General features: G+C 63.2%; 18 protein-coding genes. All 18 read right to left on the bottom strand.

What is annotated here, in order from left to right; translation table 11 throughout:
* Positions 1-131 precede the first annotated feature (131 nt).
* The 18 genes from R2E40_RS01965 to mshE all read right to left on the bottom strand — a co-directional run bounded on the left by R2E40_RS01965 (position 132) and on the right by mshE (position 20,965).
* A complete protein-coding gene (locus tag R2E40_RS01965) occupies positions 132-953 on the bottom strand; it encodes a carbon-nitrogen hydrolase family protein (RefSeq protein WP_318164625.1) in 822 nt (273 codons plus the stop codon).
* Positions 954-981: 28 nt separating this feature from the next.
* A complete protein-coding gene (locus tag R2E40_RS01960; RefSeq protein ID WP_005308123.1) occupies positions 982-1,302 on the bottom strand; it encodes a Dabb family protein in 321 nt (106 codons plus the stop codon).
* A gap of 34 nt (positions 1,303-1,336) precedes the next feature.
* Positions 1,337-5,236: a YhdP family protein gene (locus R2E40_RS01955; RefSeq protein ID WP_318164624.1), complete on the bottom strand. Its 3,900-nt coding sequence runs from the start codon at positions 5,234-5,236 to the stop codon at positions 1,337-1,339.
* Entirely contained in the window at positions 5,237-6,706 is a 1,470-nt protein-coding gene (rng, locus tag R2E40_RS01950; RefSeq protein ID WP_011704378.1) for a ribonuclease G, read from the bottom strand.
* Between the two features lie 185 nt (positions 6,707-6,891).
* Positions 6,892-7,479, bottom strand: coding sequence for a nucleoside triphosphate pyrophosphatase (locus tag R2E40_RS01945; RefSeq protein WP_318164623.1), 588 nt, complete (start codon positions 7,477-7,479; stop codon positions 6,892-6,894).
* 51 nt (positions 7,480-7,530) lie between these two features.
* A complete protein-coding gene (mreD, locus tag R2E40_RS01940; protein ID WP_005308115.1) occupies positions 7,531-8,016 on the bottom strand; it encodes a rod shape-determining protein MreD in 486 nt (161 codons plus the stop codon).
* Positions 8,016-8,921 carry a rod shape-determining protein MreC gene (gene mreC, locus R2E40_RS01935; protein WP_011704376.1) on the bottom strand — a complete coding sequence of 302 codons (906 nt, stop codon included), beginning with the start codon at positions 8,919-8,921 and terminating at the stop codon, positions 8,016-8,018. Before mreC ends, mreD begins: the two co-directional genes overlap by 1 nt.
* A gap of 42 nt (positions 8,922-8,963) precedes the next feature.
* Positions 8,964-10,004, bottom strand: a complete 1,041-nt coding sequence (locus tag R2E40_RS01930) for a rod shape-determining protein (RefSeq protein WP_005308111.1) — start codon at positions 10,002-10,004, stop codon at positions 8,964-8,966.
* Between the two features lie 204 nt (positions 10,005-10,208).
* Positions 10,209-13,886, bottom strand: a complete 3,678-nt coding sequence (locus R2E40_RS01925; RefSeq protein ID WP_318164622.1) for a DUF6701 domain-containing protein — start codon at positions 13,884-13,886, stop codon at positions 10,209-10,211.
* Positions 13,886-14,356, bottom strand: coding sequence for an MSHA biogenesis protein MshP (locus R2E40_RS01920; RefSeq protein WP_318164621.1), 471 nt, complete (start codon positions 14,354-14,356; stop codon positions 13,886-13,888). Before R2E40_RS01920 ends, R2E40_RS01925 begins: the two co-directional genes overlap by 1 nt.
* Positions 14,346-15,167 carry a type II secretion system protein gene (locus R2E40_RS01915; protein WP_318164620.1) on the bottom strand — a complete coding sequence of 274 codons (822 nt, stop codon included), beginning with the start codon at positions 15,165-15,167 and terminating at the stop codon, positions 14,346-14,348. The genes R2E40_RS01920 and R2E40_RS01915 overlap by 11 nt, the downstream gene beginning before the upstream one ends.
* On the bottom strand, positions 15,167-15,727 hold the full coding sequence (locus R2E40_RS01910) for a type II secretion system protein (protein WP_318164619.1): 561 nt from the start codon (positions 15,725-15,727) through the stop codon (positions 15,167-15,169). Before R2E40_RS01910 ends, R2E40_RS01915 begins: the two co-directional genes overlap by 1 nt.
* Positions 15,714-16,205, bottom strand: a complete 492-nt coding sequence (gene mshC / locus R2E40_RS01905; protein WP_318164618.1) for an MSHA fimbrial minor subunit MshC — start codon at positions 16,203-16,205, stop codon at positions 15,714-15,716. Before mshC ends, R2E40_RS01910 begins: the two co-directional genes overlap by 14 nt.
* Positions 16,206-16,271: 66 nt before the next feature.
* Positions 16,272-16,703, bottom strand: a complete 432-nt coding sequence (locus R2E40_RS01900; protein ID WP_318164617.1) for a prepilin-type N-terminal cleavage/methylation domain-containing protein — start codon at positions 16,701-16,703, stop codon at positions 16,272-16,274.
* 14 nt (positions 16,704-16,717) lie between these two features.
* Positions 16,718-17,389 carry an MSHA fimbrial major subunit MshB gene (gene mshB, locus R2E40_RS01895; protein ID WP_017408812.1) on the bottom strand — a complete coding sequence of 224 codons (672 nt, stop codon included), beginning with the start codon at positions 17,387-17,389 and terminating at the stop codon, positions 16,718-16,720.
* Positions 17,390-17,466: 77 nt separating this feature from the next.
* Entirely contained in the window at positions 17,467-17,928 is a 462-nt protein-coding gene (locus R2E40_RS01890) for a hypothetical protein (RefSeq protein WP_043125773.1), read from the bottom strand.
* Positions 17,929-17,981: 53 nt separating this feature from the next.
* Complete coding sequence (mshG, locus tag R2E40_RS01885; RefSeq protein ID WP_318164616.1) at positions 17,982-19,202, bottom strand: MSHA fimbrial biogenesis protein MshG; 1,221 nt, start codon at positions 19,200-19,202, stop codon at positions 17,982-17,984.
* A gap of 53 nt (positions 19,203-19,255) precedes the next feature.
* The gene (gene mshE / locus R2E40_RS01880) at positions 19,256-20,965 is read right to left on the bottom strand and encodes an MSHA fimbrial ATPase MshE (protein ID WP_318164615.1); all 1,710 of its coding nucleotides are present in this window, start codon (positions 20,963-20,965) and stop codon (positions 19,256-19,258) included.
* Positions 20,966-20,992: the final 27 nt, after the last annotated feature.

The raw sequence follows: 20,992 nt of genomic DNA, 5'->3' as shown, positions 1-20,992 counted from the left end.
TGCGAGATGTCGTAACGGTTAAATCCCAGACCGTGGGTTCGCTTGGCGAAACGTCAGCGGACGTCCAACCCACCATCGGGCTTGCAAGCGTCCGACTCCCCCGCCACAGGGCGAATCGAACCTGCACATGTTCATAGCAGACGGGCATGGCCCAGCACCGGCATGGTGCGTTGCAGTTCGTCGACAAGACCGGGGTCCAGCGGTGCCAGCACGGTGCCGCGCCCGCTGTCCAGGCTGGCCAGCACCCGACCCCAGGGGTCGATCACCATGCTGTGGCCCCAGGTCTGGCGCCCCGTCTCGTGGGTGCCGCCCTGATTGGCGGCCACCAGGTAACACTGGTTCTCTATGGCGCGGGCCCGCAGCAGCGGCTCCCAGTGCGCCTCGCCGGTCACGGCGGTAAAGGCGGCAGGCACCAGCAGCACGCGGGCACCGGCGCGGGCCAGCCGGCGGTACAGCTCGGGAAAGCGCAGATCATAACAGATCGAGAGGCCAAGGGGACCAAACGGGGAGTCCACCAGCACAGGCTCCTCGCCGGGGCTGAAGGTTTCCGATTCCCGGTAGCGGCCGTGATTGTCCGCCACGTCCACGTCGAACAGGTGGATCTTGTGGTAGTGGCCCTTGTGCTCGCCACTGGGGTCGAACACCAGGGTACTGGTGTGGATATGGTCGGAACCGGCGATGGTGGTCGGCATAGCCCCCGCCACCAGCCAGATGCCATAGTCACGGGCCCATTCGGCCAGCTGCCGCTGGATCGGCGCTGCTCCGCCCAGACCGGGGCCTATGGTCTCGGCCCCGTCCAGATAACCCTGCCGCTCGCCAAACAGGGCGAAGTTCTCCGGCAGCAGCACCAGCAGTGGCCGCTCACTCGGCAGCAGGGCCAGCTCGGCGGCGATCTGCTCCCGGTTATCCTGCCAGTTGCGGCCCGATACCAGCTGTATTGCGGCTAACCACATGAGGCGCTCCTTGTCGTTGTTGCCACCGTCAGATGCTGACCGCATCGCCGGCCTGCAGGGTGTAATCCAGCACTATGATACGTTCCAGCACCGGGCGGAAGATGGCCTTGAGAGCATCGTGATCCGGGTGGGGCAGGTAGCGCTGACGGGCCGCCTCGTCGGCAAAGGTCATCAGCACGCTGTGGGTGAAGCCCTCGGCCCGCCCTTCCGGGCTGTCATCCCGCCCCCACTCCACCGCCAGCACGCCGCTGACCTGATGGGGGATGGCGAGAAAGGCCGCGCGCACCGCGTCTATCTGTTCGGGCAGAGTGCCCGGCTTGAAGGCGATCAGCAGGATATGTCGGATCATGGCTCACTCCTTGTGATGGTGCCGGGCCGCTCGTTCAGCGCTGGGCGGGCCCCGCGTGTTTGGGGGTCAGCAGGAAGGGGGTCACCTCCTGCGTCGGCAGGTTGGGGGCCACCGCGTCGACCGCCTCTTTCTGCTGCTGGTTAAGCTTGATGCGGGCCCGATCCCGTCCCGCCTCGATGAGCTTGGGATCGTCGAGCGGGCCTGAGACCCGGAAATCGATGCGGGTGACCACGTCCACCACCGGCTCCAGCAGTTTGGAGAGCGCCAGCACGTAGAGCCCGGTGATCGGGGTCAGCGAGAAGGCCGCCACCACCGGCAGGGTGCCGCCCAGGTTGGGGGAGAAGCTCAGCTCGTAGTCGAGCCGCCAGCGCACCAGATCGGCGATGCCCTCGCCGCGCAGGTTGCCGGCCGCCCCCTTCATGTAGAAGTCGCGGTTGTCCACTACCCCCTGCTTGATCTTGGCGGAGGCCGACATGGACTCGAAGTAGAAGCCCTTGTCGAACACGTCGCGAAAATCGAGCCGCAGCTTGCGCAGCAATGAATCCAGGCTGAGCAGGGAGAGCAGTCGCGCCCCCTTGTCGTTGACCTCGCGCAGGGTGCCACCTTCCAGTTGATAGTCGGCGGTGCCGGTCAGGGTCGGCACGTTCGGCCGGTAGGGCACGTCGCGCCAGTTCAGATCCAGCGCCATCTTGCCGGGCGCATCGCCGATGGGCGAGGTATAGCCGAGCCGCTTGAGCAGCAGCTCGCTGTTGTTGCTGCTGATGTGGGCGCGGGCACGGGTCTGCATGCCGTCAGCGCCGGCCAGCCACTCGGCGCTGCCATTCAGCTGGCTGCCCGCCAGCCGCATCTCCAGCCCCTTGAGGCTCAGCTTGTCGGCCCCCGGGATCAGCTCCCCCTTCACCTCCCCCAGCGGTAGTTCGCCGAAGCGGCAATCCACGCAGCTGAAGGTGAGCCAGGGGATGGCATCCATGATGGCTCTGTCCTGTCTGGCATCGGGATCCGGGCTCAGATCCGAACTCTTGCCGGACCAGTGGATGCGGGCAAATTTAGCGTCGATGGGCTGACGCTCGGACACCGGCAGGCGCACCACCCCCATCACGTCCGGGCTGTCGATCATCACCTCGGTGGCCTGATTGACCGGCCCCACGGTGAAGTGCACCGCCTTGAGGTTGGCGCTGCCGATGTCGGCGCGAGCCAGACGGCCGTCCACCCACCACTCCTGCGGCAAGAAAGAGGGGCCCACCACCGCATTGCCGCTCGGCGCCGTGCTGGCCGGCAGCCACTGCTTGAGACGGGCCAGCCAGCCAGCCACGTCGGCCTGCTGCTGGTTGATGGCGAGCAGCATGGGCCGATCGCGCAGCACCCGGGCGCCGGGCTGCCCCACGTCCACCCGCAACCGGCTGAGATAGGGCACGCCGTCGCCGTACACCAGCCGGCTCTGCATATCCACGTCGGCCCCGAGCACGGCGCGGATGTCGGCACTGCCGTCGCGACCGCGCGCGGTCACCTTGAGCGGCAGCCGGCTGCCGGCCGCCTTGGCGAGCGGCGCGGGCAGATCCAGCCCCATGCCTTGCAGGTTGGAGTCGAGCGCCAGCTGGAAGCTGAACGGCTGATCGCTCGGCAGGGTCAGCCCCAGGCTGCCGGACCAGTTGCCGCGCCCCTTGAGGATGTCCAGCGCCGGGATGTTCTGCCGCTGGCGGCGGCTGTCCCACTGTCCCTTGAACTTGAGATCGACCTGGTAGCGATTGGGCTGCTGGCGGCCCTGATAGTCGAGGGTGAGCGGCTGGTTCCACAGGCTCGCCTTGAGGTTGTTGAAGCGGGTCTGTTCGTTGTCATACTCTAGCCGCCCCTGCACCTGCTCCAGCGGCAGATCCAGGCTGGTGACCCGCACCTTGTTGTTGCTGAACAGGGCGTCGCCGCTGGCCTTGACCTCGCTCTCGCCATCCAGCGGAATATCCAGCTTCACCGACCCCTTCATGGGGCCGCGGATCTCCACCTCCCGCAGCGCCTGACCGACCGAGCCACTGAGCGGCGAGTCCTGCAGGTAGTCGCTGATGGCCTTGCCCTCGCCCTCAACCTTGGCGTCCACGTAGAGGTGAGCCCCCGGATAGAGGTCCGGGATCCAGGCGTGCACCGAGTCGGAGCTGGCCTTGCCGAGCTGGGTGGCGCGGCTGTTCATGTCGAGGCTGGCGTTCTGGAACAACAGATCGATCTGCAGGTCGGTGAGCGGTTGCCAACCGGGGAAGAATTCGTAGGAGGCCTGCTGCAGCGGCACCGCCACCTGGAAGATGCCCTCGCCCTTGCGGTAGGGGAAGTCGCGGAACTCGCCGTACCAGAGCAGATCAGCCCCCTTGGCTTTGCCCCCCTTGATGGCCCCGCTCAGGTAATCCACCAGGCTCTTGTCCATCACCTGCAGCGGATAGTAACGGTCGGCGTTGGCCGCATTCTTGACGTCGATGCGACCGGTCAGGGCGAGGAAGGGGTGCTCGAACAGATCGAGCCGAAAGCGGCTGGCAAGGCTCAAGTCCGGGTTGTCCAGCACCAGATCCTGGCCATAGAGCACCCAGCCCTGCGGCACCTGCCACCAGTCGAGCCGCGCCGAGAAGCTGTCGATGGGGATCGGCTCCTTGAAGTGGCGGGCCGGATCTATGGCATCGTTTGCCAGTCGCAGCCTGGCGCCGCCGCCGGTCGGGGTGAGCCAGAACTCGCCGTTGAGGTCGCGCACGCCGGGCACGTCGTGCCAGGCGTTGACCCGGATGTGGGACAGCTGGCCGCTGACGGAGAGCCCCTGCCAGCCGGCATCCGCCTGCAGGATCAGATCCTGGATCTTGCCGGTCGGGCGGGTGCGCTTGAGGGTCTCGGTCAGCTCGGGATAGATCCCCGACACCAGCTGGCTCAAGTTGGCGATCTGGTCCAGATCGATGGCCGGCACATAACCCTGGATGCGATCGCCGACCCGCTCGAGCTGCAACCGGCTGTGCAGCCAGGGCTTGCCGTCGAGCTTGAAGGTGACGTCGTGGCTGGCAAACTGCCACTCCTTGCCGTCCCGGCGCAGCTGGATCTTGCCCCCCTGCAGCCCGAGCCGGTGCAGGTCACCCTGTTTTTCATCCTGCCAGATCAGATAGTTGTCGCCAAACGCCAGCAGCGAATCCCCCAGCTGACCGGCCTTGAACTCGCTCCAGAGCTGGAAGTCGAGCTGGCCGCTCACCTTGGGCTCCCCTGAATGGGTGCGGGCCAGCATGGGGCTGATGTCGAGCTGGCGCGCCCCCAGATAGAGCTGGCCCTTGAGTCGATCGAGCCGCACCTGGGGGGCATCCACATCGACGATGAGATCGAGGGTACTCTCGCCCACCCCGTTGATGAGATAGGCCTTGCCGACCCCCTGATGGCGCTTGCCGCGGTTCTGCCAGCGCAGCTGGGCGATGTCGAGGGCGCGCACCTCCCCCAGTGCCGTGGTGAGGCTGAGGCGGGTATCGTGAATGTCGAAGGTGGAGAGCTGGGTCAGCAGAAAGCGCAGCAGGGCCTGCTGCTGGTCGCTGCCGTTGCCGGTTTCCGGCTCCGCAGGCTGGCCCAGATCCAGCGCGATGTCGCCATCGCTCAGGATCAGCTGACCAAACACCGGCTTGAGTTCGTTGAGGGAGCGCCAGAAGTCGAGGTGGGCCCACACCTTGCCAAGCCGCAGGGCGAAGCGACCCGAATTCGGCGCGATCACCAGCTGCTGCAGCTCGAGGGCCGGGCCACGCTGGGTCCAGTCCAGCCCGATGCGATCGACGCTGGCCTCCAGCTTGCTGTCGGCCAGCAGGGTATTGAGCAGCGCCTGCCGGTGCTGATTGAGCAAGGGGCCGCCAAAGCGCACCAGGCTGACCAGGATGGCCAGCAGCACGAAGAAGACCCCGAGGGCCAACCAGCCCCGACTCAGCCAGCGATAGACCAATTACATCATCACCACGTCGAACTGCTCCTGCCCGCAGAGCGGCTCGCTCACCACCCTTACCTGCTTGCCGATGAACACTTCCAGTTCGGCCAGGCTGTGAGACTCCTCGCCCCGCAGGTAGTCGGCCACCGCCGGGGCGGCGTAGACGGTGAACTGATCCGCATCGTAGGCCCGGTTGACCCGGATGATCTCCCGCAGGATCTCGAAGCAGACCGACTCCACCGTCTTGACCCGACCGCGCCCCTTGCACTCGGGGCACTCGGAGCAGAGCACGTGCTCCAGGCTCTCGCGGGTGCGCTTGCGGGTCATCTCCACCAGACCGAGCTGGGAGAAGCCGTTGACGTTGGTCTTGGCACGGTCCTTCGACAGCGCCTGCTCCAGGCTGTGCAGCACCCGCCGGCGGTGATCCTCGGACTGCATGTCGATGAAGTCGATGATGATGATGCCGCCGAGGTTGCGCAGGCGCAGGTGGCGGGCGATGGCCGCCGTCGCCTCGACGTTGGTGTTGAAGATGGTCTCTTCCAGATTGCGATGGCCGACGAAGGCCCCGGTGTTGATGTCCACCGTGGTCATGGCTTCGGTCTGGTCGATGATGAGGTAGCCGCCGGATTTGAGCTCCACCTTGCGCTCCAGCGCGCGCTGGATCTCGTTCTCCACGTCGTAGAGATCGAAGATCGGCGACTCGCCGGAGTAGTACTCCAGCTTGTTGGCCAGCTCGGGCACGTACTCCTCGGTGAAGCGCTTGAGCTGATCGAAGCTCTGGCGCGAGTCGACCCGGATCTTGTCGAGCTCGGCCCCGACGAAGTCGCGCACCACCCGAAAGGCCAGGCTGGGATCCTCGTAGAGGATCTTGCAGGGGGGATACTTCTGCTTGCGCTCGAGGATCTTGCGCCACAAGCGTTTGAGGAACGCAGCATCCTGCTCCAGCTCCTGCTCCCCCACCCCTTCGGCGGCGGTGCGGATGATGTAGCCACCCAGCTCGTCCACATAGCCGGCCACGGTGCGCTTGAGGCGCTCGCGCTCCGCCTCGGACTCGATGCGCTGGGAGACGCCGACGTGGGCACTGCCCGGCATGAACACCAGATAGCGGGACGGCAGGGTGATGTCGGTGGTGAGGCGGGCACCCTTGGTGCCCAGCGGGTCTTTCACCACCTGCACCATGATGTCCTGCCCCTGGCGCACCAGCTCGGCGATGTTGCCGGCCTGGAACTGCTCTTTCTCCTTCACCGCCACGCACTCGGTGTGCGGCACTATGTCGGAGGCGTGCAGGAAGGCCGCCTTGTCCATGCCGATATCGACGAAAGCCGCCTGCATGCCGGGCAGTACCCGGCTGATCTTGCCTTTGTAGATGTTGCCCACGATGCCGCGCTTGGCCTGACGCTCCACGTGCACTTCCTGCAGCAGACCGTTCTCGACCAGGGCAACCCGGGTTTCGGAGGGGGTGACGTTTACCAGCAGTTCTACCGACATAAGTTACCTTGCCTTTCTAGTTTTAAATTCTGGCAGCCAAACCGGCACGTGCCCGGTGAGTAACGCAGTAAGAAACAGCCGGTGCATGTCACCGACCTATGCCTTGCCTGTGATGGCTTCAAATTCTGATCGCCCTGTTGCCAGCGGTTCGCGGAACCGGTCTGCGCAACAAGGCTGCGGTTGGATTACCGGGACTGTTCCAGATGATGCTTGATCAGCAGGTCTGTTTCCAGCAGGGGCAGGCCGACCACGGCGCTGTAGCTCCCCTCGATGCGGCTGACGAACTTGCCGGCAATGCCTTGAATCGCATAGGCGCCGGCCTTGTCACAGGGCTCACCGGTGCGCCAGTAAGCCTCAATCTCGGCCTCGTCCAGCTTGCGAAACGCCACGTTGGTGGTGACCAGCCGCACGTCGCAGCGCTCCGGGGTGGCCAGCGCCACCGCCGTCATCACCTGATGCACCTTGCCGGAGAGCGCCTCCAGCATGTCCTTGGCGTCGAGCAGGTCGGACGGCTTCTCCAGCACCCGGTCACCCAGCACCACTATGGTGTCGGCGCCCAGCACCGGCGGCGCCGTGGGCGCGGCGGCCACGCCAGCCGTTGCCTTGTCGCGGGCCAACCGGCAGACATAGTCCTGGGGCTTCTCGCCCTCTTCCCGCTGTTCCGGCACATCCAGCCTGAGTACCTCGAAGCGGTAGCCCAGCTGGGTCAGCAGTTCGTGACGGCGGGGCGAGCCCGAGGCGAGATAGAGTTGCAGTTCGTTGTGCTTGTTCATAATCACTTCGCGAGCCAGGGTACGGTTACAATGAGTTGTTTTTACTCATATTCACTTGATATTGAAGCGCCGGCGCACCTTGCGCAAGACCAGGAAAACCCAGGGCCATATTAGCATCGTGCTCAGGGTCGACCAAAAGTAGGCGAAATTGAGGCTGGCGCGGCTGAACAGGTGCTCGGCCCAGAAGATGGTCACCTTGCCCACCAGCGAGAGACAGCCGATGATCAGCGCCTGTTGCCAGAGGGAGAAGTTGCGGATCTTCTGGAACTGGAACGCCGCCAGATAGGTGGTGATGGCCATCGCCATGGCCCGCACGCCGAGGGTGCTGCCGAGCAGCACGTCCAGCAGCAGGCCCGCCACCCAGGCGGTGCCGACGTTGGTCCGGTGTGGCAGCGCCAGCGCCCAGTAGATGAGCACCATGGCGAGCCAGTCCGGGCGGAAGGGTTCGAGTTGGAAAGGAAGCGGCAGGATCGACAGACTAAGGGCCAGCAGGATCGAGATCCAGATCCAGATCCTGCCGCTGGCGGGTTGCAACATCAGCGCGTCGCTCCCGCAGCCGAAGGCGCCGCAGCCGGGGCTGCCGCAGGGGTCGGCGCCTCTTCATCGTCATGCACTTCCGGTTTCTTGTCGGTCCACAGCAGCAGCAGATAGCGCAAGCGGTCCAGCGCCACCAGCGGCTTGGCCTCGACCTGGGCGAAGGGCTTGCCCTCCACGTAGTCGGAGCGGGTCACGGTCGCCACCGGATAACCTTCCGGGAAGCGGCCGCCCAGGCCCGAGGTGACCAGCAGATCGCCGACCTGGACGTCGGTGTTGCGCGGCAGGTTGCGCAGCTCCAGCTTGTCGAGCTCGCCGCTGCCGGAGGCAATGGCGCGCAAGTCGTTGCGCAGCACCCGCACCGGGATGCCGTGGCTGGAGTCGGTGATGAGCAGGACGCGGCTGGTGGTGGAACCCACGTGCAGCACCTGACCGATCACCCCCTGATCGTTGATCACCGGCTGGCCGTTGTAGACACCGTCCAGCGCCCCCTTGTTGATCAGCACCTGATGGCTGAAGGGGTCGGAATCCACCGACAGCAGCTCGGCCACCATCTTGCGGGACTCCTTGTGCACCGGCGAACCCAGCAGCTCACGCAGGCGCTGGTTCTCGTGCTCCAGATGATCCATCTTGAGCAGGCGCGAGCGCAGGGTGAACAGCTGTTGTTCCTGCTGCTTGGTCTGCTCGATGAGGCCGGCCCGGGTCTGCACCTGGGTCGACATGGTATCGAGCATGATACCCGGCGCATTGGCCATGTATTGCAGCGGACTGACGAGCGAACTGAGGTAGACGCGGACGTGGCTGAACACACCGAAGCGGGAGTCCGCTACGATGGCAGCAATGGAGATGATGACGGCGAGAAACAACCGTAACTGAAGCGAAGGGCCTCTACCAAAAATGGGTTTCATGGGTCGTCAAAAAAGAGCCGGCACGCTGGCCGGCTTTGGGTCTTATTCGTAGTGGAACAGATCGCCACCGTGCATATCGATCAGCTCCAGTGCCTTGCCGCCACCACGGGCCACGCAAGTCAGCGGATCTTCGGCAACCACAACCGGGATACCGGTCTCTTCCATCAGCAGACGGTCGATATCTTTCAGCAGAGCACCACCACCGGTCAGCACCATGCCACGCTCGGAGATGTCGGAGGCCAGCTCGGGCGGAGACTGCTCCAGCGCTACCATCACTGCGGAAACGATGCCGGACAGCGGCTCTTGCAGCGCTTCCAGGATCTCGTTGGAGTTGAGGGTGAAGCTGCGCGGCACACCTTCAGCCAGGTTGCGACCACGCACTTCGATCTCGCGCACCTCTTCGCCCGGGTAGGCGGAGCCGATCTCGTGCTTGATGCGCTCGGCGGTGGCTTCCCCGATCAGGCTGCCGTAGTTGCGGCGCACGTAGCTGATGATGGCTTCGTCGAACTTGTCGCCGCCGATACGGACGGACTGGGAGTACACCACACCGTTCAGGGAGATGATGGCCACTTCGGTGGTACCACCACCGATATCGACCACCATGGAACCGGTCGCTTCGGAGACCGGCAGGCCGGCACCGATGGCGGCAGCCATGGGTTCATCGATCAGGTAGACCTCGCGGGCACCGGCGCCCAGTGCGGATTCCTTGATGGCACGACGTTCCACCTGGGTGGAGCCGCACGGCACGCACACCAGCACACGCGGGCTGGGGCGGAAATAGTTGTTGTCGTGAACCTGCTTGATGAAGTGCTGCAGCATCTTCTCGGTCACGTAGAAATCGGCGATCACGCCGTCTTTCATCGGGCGAATGGCGGAGATGTTACCAGGGGTACGACCCAGCATCTGCTTGGCGGCATGACCGACGGCAGCGACCGATTTGGCGTTCCCGCGCTCTTGGCGAATGGCGACAACTGAGGGTTCGTTAAGGACGATCCCTTGATCTTTTACATAGATCAGGGTGTTGGCAGTTCCCAAGTCGATCGACAGATCGTTGGAAAAGACGCCTCTGAGCTTTTTGAACATGGCTACGGGAAATCCTAAGAATTTGGAGGTGCAGAAAACCGGCTAACTTTACCAATGCCCACCCCAATCGGCAAGCGCTCAAACTGTCGCCACCCCATCGGGCGCGACAAAAATGCGAGTCATCACTCACCCGCACAAGCCGACAAACGCTAATAAACAAGGGGATAGGGGGGCGAAGCTGACAGATCCGCCCCAACTCCCCGCTCAGTGCATCACTTCGCGCCGATAAATAATTCTGTCATTACCCCGGCTGGAGCCGAAAATCGCCTCTCCTTGCAGGGTGGCCGGATCAGACAACCAGAGCGGCTGTGACGGCTGTTTGCTCAAATCGACCCGGTAGGGAATGCGCACCGAGATATCCGGCCTGGCGAACTGGAACAGGATCTCGCCATCGGTTGCCTGTGCAGAAGCCCCGCCCGGCGCCGAACTCCCCAACCCCAGCCGGATCTTGCGATTGTTCCCCAGACTCAGGTCGCGGCTGGCCGCATCAAAGACATGGCTCGGATTGAGGAAAGTGAAGCCCTGATTGGCCAGAGAGAACTGGGTGCACTGGTCCAGCTTGTTCAACTGCCAGTTGCCTGCCTCGTAATACTGCAGCTGGAGAGGCACGGCCAGCGGCGCAGAGGCAAGACCCGCCCCCGTCCCCGCCAGCAGGCGACCGAAATAGACCTGCATCGGCACGCTGTCGATCAGACGGGCATTGCAACTGGCTCCACTGCAATTGCCAACCACCGCATCGTTGAAATCGGGGCTGGCAATCACTGTTCTGTCGCCATCGTTGTCACGCATATAGAGGCCAAACAAGAGCGACTTGTAGGGGCCATCCGACTGGGTATCGGAGAGGCGAACAAATTCGCTGCTGCCGGCCGCCAACGCCGCCCGGCCATTGAGCCATGGCAGCGACGGCAGGCTGCGCAACCGGTTAGCGAGGGACTTGCCATCCTTGTTGTTGGCAACCGAGAGATAGGCGCTGCCCTTGGCAAACGACCCCGTATAGTTCTTGGTCTGGCCACCCGACACGTTGCGGGCCAGCACATCCAGCGCGACCCCGAAGGGCTGCCCCATATAGGAGAAGACATTGCAGGCCGGCACTATGTCTCCGCTGGCCAGATTGAAGTCGGCGGGAATAAAACGGCCCACCGGCACGCTGCTGGCGGGAGGGATGGTGTAACCGAAATAACCCGTAGATACAGTGCTTCCCTCTGGCTGCATTGCCACCGGTGGCGTCGCCGTCATCCGGAATACCCCGACCTCGCTCACCGTCTGGGTAACGCTGTTGAGGCTGTTGCTCGCGGGAACATGGTTATAGGTAGCCATTCCCACCGCTGCATTGGTGCCGGGGTTTGGCGCCACCAAGATGCTGCCCAGGGCAATATTGGGCAGGGCAAAGTTGGGCGTGGTCTGGTTCCCGGCACAAATATCCCCATCATTGGCCGATTCCCAGGCCATCGCCTTGATATCTATCTGGAAGCTATCTCCCGCCTTCTTGAACACCGGACAACTGCTGTCCCCTGCCGAGCAAATTCCTTGCGGGGTCGTAATGCACAAGCCGACCGGCCGCGCCACAAACTGGTCGGCGCCGGTCATCACCAACCCCGCTTCATTGCCCGTGCCGTCGTAGCGGGCATCCAGTTGCATCTGGCCGGCATCCGGATATTTGACCGTGATGGTCGACTGGCCTTGCGCGTCAAAAGCGAGCGGCACCAGGGTCGCGCTGCCCAGATCGGTACCAATCACACTGCTGTTGACGCTTATCTTGCTGTTGTAGTTATTGCTGGTCGGCGAGATATAACTGCTCCAGAACTTGACGCTCTTGTTCTGATTGGCAAACCCCGGCACGCACAGCTTGGTCACGTCGCTCTTCTTGACCGCCTTGATGGCTACCGTCTGCGGCTGATTGGAATAGGTATCAGGCACATCGAAGAAGAAGCCGCTGTCGGCAAAACTCAGGGTGCAGGCAGCCGCACTGGGTGTCCCGGCGCCAGCCTTGCACAGGGTGGTGCTGAACGGCTTGGTAGTCGGGACCGAACCGGATACCCCTATGGTGACCGCAGTGGCGGTGTTGTTGCGCAGTTGAACGGTCGTGGAACCACCACTGAAGGTCACCGTATTGCCGCCAATCCAACCATTGCTGACAGAAGTAGGGGTAAGACTCAGGGTCGCGGTCACCGGATCTTGGATAAGTGTGGTACAAGCGGCATCGGCGCAGGCATTGACCGTCACCGTCTCCGGATTGCAGGTCAGCGCCTGACCCGAGTGATCGAGCTGGAAGTGGTCGATCTGTACCCCCACCGGATTGGAGCGCAGGGCACAGATCCGCACGTTGTCGATCTCGTGGAAGTTGGTCACCGAGCCGGTGGAGCCGGTCAGGGAGAGCAGGAAATTGGCAGGCACCGCCGCCTGACCGCTCTGGCTCGTCATGTTGATGGGGCCGACCAGGGTGCTGTAACCCGAGCCGGTATCCCGCTCGACTTTGGTCAGCGAGCTGCCCGCGGTGCGGGAGTCGACCGTGATGCGGTAACGGTGAGGGCGGTTGCCGTTGGTACCGCTGTCGACGGGCGGGTTCAGGTTGCTGGCGGTACCGGCTAGATAGTTGTAGCCGGAGGTGCCAGACCCCGAGCCACGGATGGAAACCGCCTGCGGCCGCGACCCCAGGTTGTAAGTGCCTCCCTCGTTGGCATAGTTGCCGTACTCGTCAAGCCCCACCCCGAGCCAGCCGCCGGCAAAGCCGCTGATCCCGGGCTTGTAGCCATAACCCAGCGGGCCGCCAAAGGCCCCCGGCTGCGGTGTCAGGGTGGCATCCGAGAGCACCACCGCCATGCCGTCCGCCCCGCTCGTGCCAAAGGTCTTGTAGGCAAATTGATCGAATTCGACCGTCACCAGGTTGCCGGCCCCCGGGAAGAGGCGCTGGAAGGTGGCCGAAGTCGCCTGATCGGTCACGTTCTGGGTGAGGCGCAGGCGGCCATTCTGCACCGATGGCAGGGTACTGTTGTTGCGTTGGGCCACCACCCAGCTGTCCGGGTTGATCTGGGCGCTGTCAAAACCATCGTCAAAACAGGTCAACGGGGGAGGAACGGCATAGTCGTTGATGCTGGACTGGGTATCCATGCTCAGATAGCGGGCCGTCACCCGTCCATAGACGGTGGCATTGTTGTTCATGGTCAAACGGCCGTCGGTGTAGAGGTAGCCATAAAACTTGGAGCTGTTGTCGATGGTCATGTCGCCATAGTTGACCCAGACCAGGCTGCCCTGATTGATCGCATTGATATTGACCGTGTTGAGCAGCTTCACGTCCTGATTGACAAAAATGCGGGTGGTGCCGCTGCCGGAGAGACGGATGGTGGCGTTGTCGAGGGTCAGCGAGTCGATAAAGTAATCCCCGTCCCCCAATACCAGCACACCGTTGTTGCGCACGCTCAGCGACTTGATCTGGTAGGTACTGCGGCTGGGAAAAGTCACGGTGCAATTCTCGACTGCAGCGGACCCATAGTCGGAAAAGAGGGCGGTTTGCTGACCCTGCAGACAAAGAAGCGGCATCACCGAGGTAATGGTCGGAAACGTGTTGTTTCCTGTCAGAGGGAGGCCGCGAATATCGCTGCCGGTGATGGCACAAACCTTGTAGCCGCCAGCCCCGTTATCGCAACGGGGGGTGTTGTTCTGATCAGGCCGGATGGAGCAGAAGTTGAGCGGCAGCCCGCCGGTACCATTGATCTTGGGATTGTTGAGCTGGCTCAGCTGATAACCGCTGATCTGGTGGCAGCTGTTGTTGTTGTTGCCATGGTGGCCCTGCGCCACTGCCGGAAAGACGGTGCTGGTGTCGATGGGATCGAACGCCCAGACCTGGCTAGTGAAGAGGGCCAGTGCCCACAGCCATTTCATCATCAGCCTCCGTCATACGCTTCGACCATCAGGGTGCGGCTCACCCTGAAGTCTGGATTGGCACTGGTCAGGTCATTGCGCAAACCGCAGGTGCCGACACTCTGAAGGCGATAGCCGGCACTGGTCACGCCGTTATAGGTCGCCGAGACACTGCGGCACTGTACCACCGCCTGACAGTCGATCAGCCCCGGATTGCCGGTGAAGCTGATAGTTCTGCTCGACTCACACACTGCAGGTGGCTGGGGCTGGGCCGCCGTCCGGTTGGGAAACAGCCGATAGAGCGCCACTTCCAACCCGCTCTGGGCCGCCAGCAAGGCACGCACGCTGCGCACCTCCACCGTATTCTTCTCGCTGCTGTCGAGCAAAAAGCGCCCCATGGCCGCCGCCAATATGGCCATCACCACGATCACGAACAAGGCGATCATCAGGGCACTGCCCCCCATCTTCTTGCTCTGGCGACGCTCAGGGAACATTGAAGACCCCCAGCTTGTGGTTGAAGGTGACCGTTTCACCTTTGCGCTCGAACACCAGCCGCAGGCCAAATTCCCCTTCGGCGTTGAAGGCCGAGACCTCCCGATAGAAGTTGCCGGCACGAAGCGACTCGGCCATCAGCACACCCGCTGCAACAGGGGCACCGATCGCGGCGCTGGATCGGGTCATCGTGCTGCCTTCCACGCAGTAGCGTACCTGCTGATTGGCAAAATAGACCCGGCTGCCGGGCGAGATCCCGGCCAGGGTCTCGCCACTGGTATAGCGAACGGTCTGGGCCCCCGATACCGGCGCCAGCACCTCGGTGACCCTGGCGACACAGCGGCCATACTCGCAACCAGCGGTCAGTGAATCCACGCCTGAATTCGGCACAGGGAAGACGGCCATCAGATCCCCTGCCTTGACCGCATTGGCATCCTGGTTGAGCGGATTGGCCGCAGAGGCGGGGATTGCCATAACCAGCTCCAGGGTGGATGTGCTGCCGGACTGGGCTCGGTTGAGGGCAAGATAGCGGCTGGAGGTGCTGATGGGCCAGAAACGCAGGCAGGGGCCGCTGTCATCCCAGCTGCCATCCAGAGTTTCAATCCGCTCGGAGCCCGGCAGCGCATCGCGCACCTCGCGGTTTAGCCGCTCCATGGCGAAGCGGGCATCGCTCATCAGCTGCTCGCGACTGCTGGCATCGCCGTAGATCTGGCTGCCGATGCCGATGAACTGGCTGGCGAAGGTGGCCATGATGCCCAGCAGCAGGATCACCATCACCAGCTCGATCAGGGTAAAACCGCCCGCCGTCCGCATCAGTAGTTGCCCCGATAGAAGGAGAAGTCGAGCACGCTCTCGTCAGGCAGGCGCACCTGCAGATCGATGCGCTTGCCCACCGAGCAGGGCGACGTACAGCTCTTGAAGGTGCCATCGCTGAAGTCGACCGGGCTCACCGCAATCTTGACTCGATAGTTGCGATACTCGTCGCTGGCGATAATGCCGCCGCTCTGGGTGTAAAAGCTGGCATCTTTCCAGCTGCCAGCAGTATCGAAATCATCCACGTCGTTGAACATGTAGGGGGTGGGCTCACCGTCCGGACCATAATCGGTCGAGCAGGCGGGGATGGTGACGCCGGCCACCGTCTCGCCGCAGCGATAGCGGCCACCGTTGTGATCCGACTGTTCATCGAACGATGTTTGCTGGAGCTCGCCGGCCAGGCGCTGGGCCAGCTGGGCGGCCCGCACCTGCTGCACCGGATCCACCGCCTGGGGAGCCTGATTGATCAACAGGCCGAGGATGCCGGTCAGTGCCACCGCCAGCAGCACTATGCCGACGATCAACTCGATCAGGGTAAAACCGCGCTCAAGGGCTCTCATGGATATAGCCCTCGGATTCGATCTTGATGCGGCCGGTTTCGCGGCCATCGCTCACCAGCAGGGTACAACCCGTGGCACAGCTGCCGAGGGGTCTGCCCATCTGATCAAAACGGATCACAAAGCTGCTGGCGTTATTGAGGGAGACCGCCATACCGGCGGAAGGGGTCACAAGGCGGCCACGGGTGCGCTGATTGTCGCTCCAGCCGGTCATGGGGCCGGGAGCCGGGCATGTCGCACCGGCAACCGCCAGCGTGATATGGGCAACACGGGAAGCCTCCACCACCAGCTGGGTACAGCGGTCGGCGGGTTCATGCATGTTGATGGTCTGCACCAGCCGCAGCCGGGTCAGCAGCTCATCACGAAGGGTTTGGGTTTCAAAGCCGCCTTTGCCCAGCAATTTGGGCACGGCAAAAGCGGCCAGAATCCCGAGCAGCAGGATCACGATAACCAGTTCAATCAGGGTAAAACCTCGTTGCATTCTTGCTCCCTGTTCATAAACAAGGAGGCGAGGCATAAGCCTCGCCTCCTTGACACTGACTCTGAATCAGCATCCACCCAGAGTGGTGGTGGCACCCGCAGTGCTGGTAGCGGGAGCATAGGTCACGGTGCACTTGGATCCGCTGGTGGCGAATACGAAAGTGGAACCAGACACGGCACCAGCCCAAGAACCATCGATGGTGACGGCACGCTGGATGCCAGTGCTGGTCGCAGCCGGATAACCATACACAACATCAATGCTGGCTCCGTCACTGGTGCTTACCGAACCGCTTGCAGCACGCTCGACACCTACCAGTGCTGACTTGCTGTAAACCAGCTGAGCCGAGCTGCTGACTGCGGCCTGCACGCCCTGAGCGGCGGACTTCTTGGCATCATCCTGCAGATTCAGGAACTTGGGAGCCGCGGTCACTGCCAGGATACCCAGAATGATGATCACGATGACCAGTTCGATCAGGGTAAAACCCGCCTGTTTTTTCATATTACTTTCCTCTGTCAATTGATATTGGTGGTCACCTGACCGGAAGCCGGACGGTAACTGAAACTCATGAATGCATCAGTACTGCCTTGCGGATCCTGATACTTGCCATCACTACCCTTACTCAAACTATTGACCAGATAGTAGCGGCAGACCGAGTCCAGGCCGTTATTGGTCACACTGACATAGTATTTCAGGTCATTGCCGCTACCACGCACCTCGCTGAAGCTGGCGGTAGCCTTGGGCGGATTCTGCAGCAGACCCTCCCAAATCTTGAGACAGCGCGGGGCCGTCAGGTTGGCCGGATCCACGTCGATGCCGCCACCGGCCGAGGTATCCATGGGGTAACCGGGCGACAGCTCGCCGTTGCTGACCTGGGTGTCGGTCGGCGTGGTCAGATAAAAACGTGAACCGTCATAGAGCACGGTGTTGAGGCTGTCCTGCTTGGCGCGCCCTTCGGCCTCCCATTGAGCCCGCACCAGCGACACGCCGGTGGCAAACCCGCCGGAGACCCCCTCCACGCTGGCTTTCTTGGCTTCGTCCGTGACATCGAGAAAGCGGGGCAAGGCGGTGACCGCCAGGATCCCCAGGATGACGATGACGATCACCAGCTCGATCAACGAGAAACCCGCCGCCCGATGGGGACTCGCCACACCGGAATATCTTGGTACCAGTCGCGTTGTTGTCATGGACCCTCCGTAATAACCCGCATTATTTCATGCAGATATAAAAAAATCATTTAACTGAATCGCAAAACAAGCCTCATTCAGGGCTTTTGTTGTACTCTGCCGTCAGAAAATTGATAAATCAGCCAATTATTCTCCCAGCCGAACTGGCACCCTTCGCCATCCAGGCTCGCCAAGGCCTGCACCGGCGGCTGGGTCGACGCCGCGGTACCGATGAGTTGCTCCCACAGCCAGCGGCAGTTTTCCGACGGCGTCATCACTGTACCGGCACCCAGTGGCCAGCCACGCTCATCAAACTGCCAGGCCATCCCATCGGCATGCAGCACGGCGGGACGCCGCTGATCGAGCCAGAGCCCATGCAACCTTTGTGCGCGCTCGGCAAATTGCTCCCCCAGCAGGGTCAGGCTGACGGCCAGCGCCTCCTCCCGGTGGACAAGATAGCTCCGGGCCAGGGTCGCCACCATGATCAGCAACAGGATCCCCACGGCCAGCCGCCGATAGCTCCCCAGCCAGTGCTCATCCTGTTGTGACTGTCGACTCACCCATCTCGCTCCACGCTCTGCCATTTATCCATACCGCCCGCCTTATTGCCCGGTTACTTGCCGCGCACGGCCCGCATCATGTCCCACATGGGCGTGAAGATGCCCAGCGCCAGGATCAATACCATGACCGCCACGATCCCGATCAGGATCGGCTCGATCCGGGCGGTGAGGCTCTTGAGGTCATAATCCACCTCCCGTTCGTAATACTCGGCCGCCTCGTGCAGCAGATCATCGACCTGACCGGTTTCTTCCCCCACCGCGATCATCTGCATCACCAGCGGGGTGAACAGGCCGCTGCTGCCGGCGGTGCGCAGCAGGCTCTCGCCCCGCTCGATGCCGGCCCGCATGTCGCGGATCCGGCCCGCCATCCAGGCGTTGTCCACCGCATCGGCCACCAGGCTCAGCGCCGTGTTGAGCGGTACCCCGGCCTTGAGCATCATGGAGAAGCTGCGGGCAAAACGGGCCAGCAGGGAGCGCTCTATGATGGTGCCGACGATCGGCAACTTGAGCTGCCATCTGTGCCAGGTCAGCTTGCCCTTGACCGTGCTCACCCAGCGCCGCCAGCCAAACACCATGGCCAGCAACACGCCGAGCATCACCCACCAGTAGTGCACGAAGAAGTGGGAAGTGGCGAGCAGGATCCGGGTCGCCAGCGGCAGCTCGACGCCAAATTTGGCAAACATGCCGGCAAAGACCGGGATCACCATGATGTTGAGGATCACCATGGCGATGCCGATGGCAATCAGCACGAAGCTGGGATAGCGCATGGCGGTCTTGATCCGCTTGCGGGTTTCCAGCTCCAGCTCGAAATAGTTGGCAAGCTGCAAGAACGCCTCTTCCAGCTGACCCGTGTTCTCCCCCACGTGGATGATGGCCACGAACAGGCTGCTGAACACCCTGGGGTGGGCCTGCATCGAGCTCGACAGCGGCCGGCCGTTGCCCAGATCCTCTCCCAGCGCGTGCAGCGCCCGCTTGAGCGGCTTGCTGTGGGCGCTCTCCTCCAGCCCTGCGATGGCGCGCAGGATGGGGATGCCGGCCCGGGTCAGGGCATACATCTGGCGGCTGAACACCACCAGCTCATCCAGCCGCACGCCCCGCTCCAGCAAGAGGGACCAGTCGAGGGCGGCCGCCTTCGCCTTGCCGGCTTTCAATTCGGTCGGCATCACGCCGCGGCGCATCAGTTGCTCGGCCGCGGCCATCTCGGTGGCCGCGTCCACCACCCCGCTGACGGCATTGCCCTGGCTGTCGCGCCCCTTGTAGGCGAAGCTGCTCATGGAGTGCCTCGCGCCAGCCAGCCGCGTTCATTGCCGATGAAGTTGGTCATCACTTACCCCAGGTCCTCCGCCAGCCGCAGCACCTCGTCTACCGAGGTGATCCCCTGGCGGGCGTAATCGAGTGCGGTCAGCGCCAGCGGCCGGTAGTGCGGGTGTAGGCGGGCCACCTTGGCAAACCCTTCGGCGTCGTTGCGGCGCAGGGAGTCCATCATGGGCTGATCCAGCTCCAGCAACTCGTACACCCCGATCCGGCCGGCATAGCCGGTAAAGTTGCAGCTCTGGCAACCGCGCCCCTTGTGATAGACGTGCTGGCCCGGCGCTTCGCCGGAGAGCACGGTCAGCCAGGTGGCCTGACCTTCATCCGGCGCCTTCTCTTCCACGCAGTGCTCGCACACCCGCCGCACCAGTCGCTGGGCCACCACGGCCCGCAGCGCGCTCGCCACCAGATAGCCGGGAGCCCCCATGTCAATGAGGCGCAGGGCGCTGGTGACCGCATCGTTGGTGTGCAGCGTGGTCAACACCAGGTGACCGGTGATGGCGCCGCGCAGGCCGATCTCCACCGTTTCGTTGTCTCGCATCTCGCCCACCAGCAGGATGTCCGGATCCTGACGCAGGGTGGAGCGCAGCACGTGGGAGAAGGTGAGCCCGATCTTGGGATTGACCTGTACCTGATTGACCCTGGGTAGCCGATATTCCACCGGATCTTCCACCGTGATGATCTTCTGGCTGGCCTGGTTAAGCTCGGAGAGGGCGCCATAGAGGGTGGTGGTCTTGCCGCTGCCGGTCGGCCCCGTCACCAGGATCATGCCGTGGGGTCGCTTGAGCTGACGCCGGAAGCGGGTCAGGATCTCCGGCGGCATGCCTGTCTCGGTCAGCGACAGGATGCCGGAGGACTGGTCCAGCAGTCGCATCACCACGGATTCGCCGTACTGCACCGGCATGGTCGACATCCGCACATCCACATCGCGCCCGCGCACCTTCATGTTGAAGCGGCCATCCTGCGGCAGCCGCTTCTCGGAGATGTCGAGCCCGGCCACCAGCTTGAGGCGCAGTACCAGCGCCTGGGCGATACGCACCTCGCTCAGGATGTTCTCGTGCAGGATGCCGTCGATGCGCTGGCGAATGCGCAGCACCTTCTCGTCCGGCTCGATGTGAATATCGGAAGCCCCCACCTGCACCGCATCCTCGAACAGGGAGCGCAGCAGCTTGGCCACCGTCGCCTCCCCCTCGTCACCCGCCCCCAGGTTGCTGGAGCCGAGCTCGAAGCCGGCGTCCTGATACTCCTCGTGCAGCTGTTCGGCGAAGCTCTCTATCTCGCGGGTGCGGCGATAGAGACGGTCGAAATACTCCAGCAGCTGCCCCTCCCGCGCCACCGCCAGCCCCATCTCCCGCGGGCGCAGCAGCGCCGCGATGGCGTCAAGGGCGCTAAGGTCGGCCGGATCCGACATGGCCACCGTCACCTTGTTGTCGGTGAGGTTGACCGCCAGCGCACGGTAGCGGCGCGCCTGCACTTCCGGCAGCAGCGGCACCGCCGACGCATCTATGGTGAGGTTGTTGAGATCGAAGAAGGGCACATCCAGCTGGCGGGCGAGGAACTGCAGCAGTTGCACCTCGCTGATGAAGCCGAGATCGATCAGGGTGGTGCCCAGCTTGCGGCCGGTCTGACGCTGCTGCTGCAGGGCGAGCTGCAGCTGATCATCCGAGATGATCTGCTCTTGTACCAGCAGGTCGCCGAGGCGCATTTTCAGTCTGGGTTGTGCCATGCAAACTCCAAAAAAGTGATCCCGGCC

The sequence above is a fragment of the Aeromonas sp. CD genome, assembly GCF_033349375.1.
In the GTDB taxonomy this organism is placed as follows: Bacteria; Pseudomonadota; Gammaproteobacteria; order Enterobacterales; family Aeromonadaceae; genus Aeromonas; species Aeromonas hydrophila.
The sequence above is the reverse complement of the archived record's forward strand: the minus strand, read 5'-3'. Positions and strand labels throughout refer to the sequence as shown.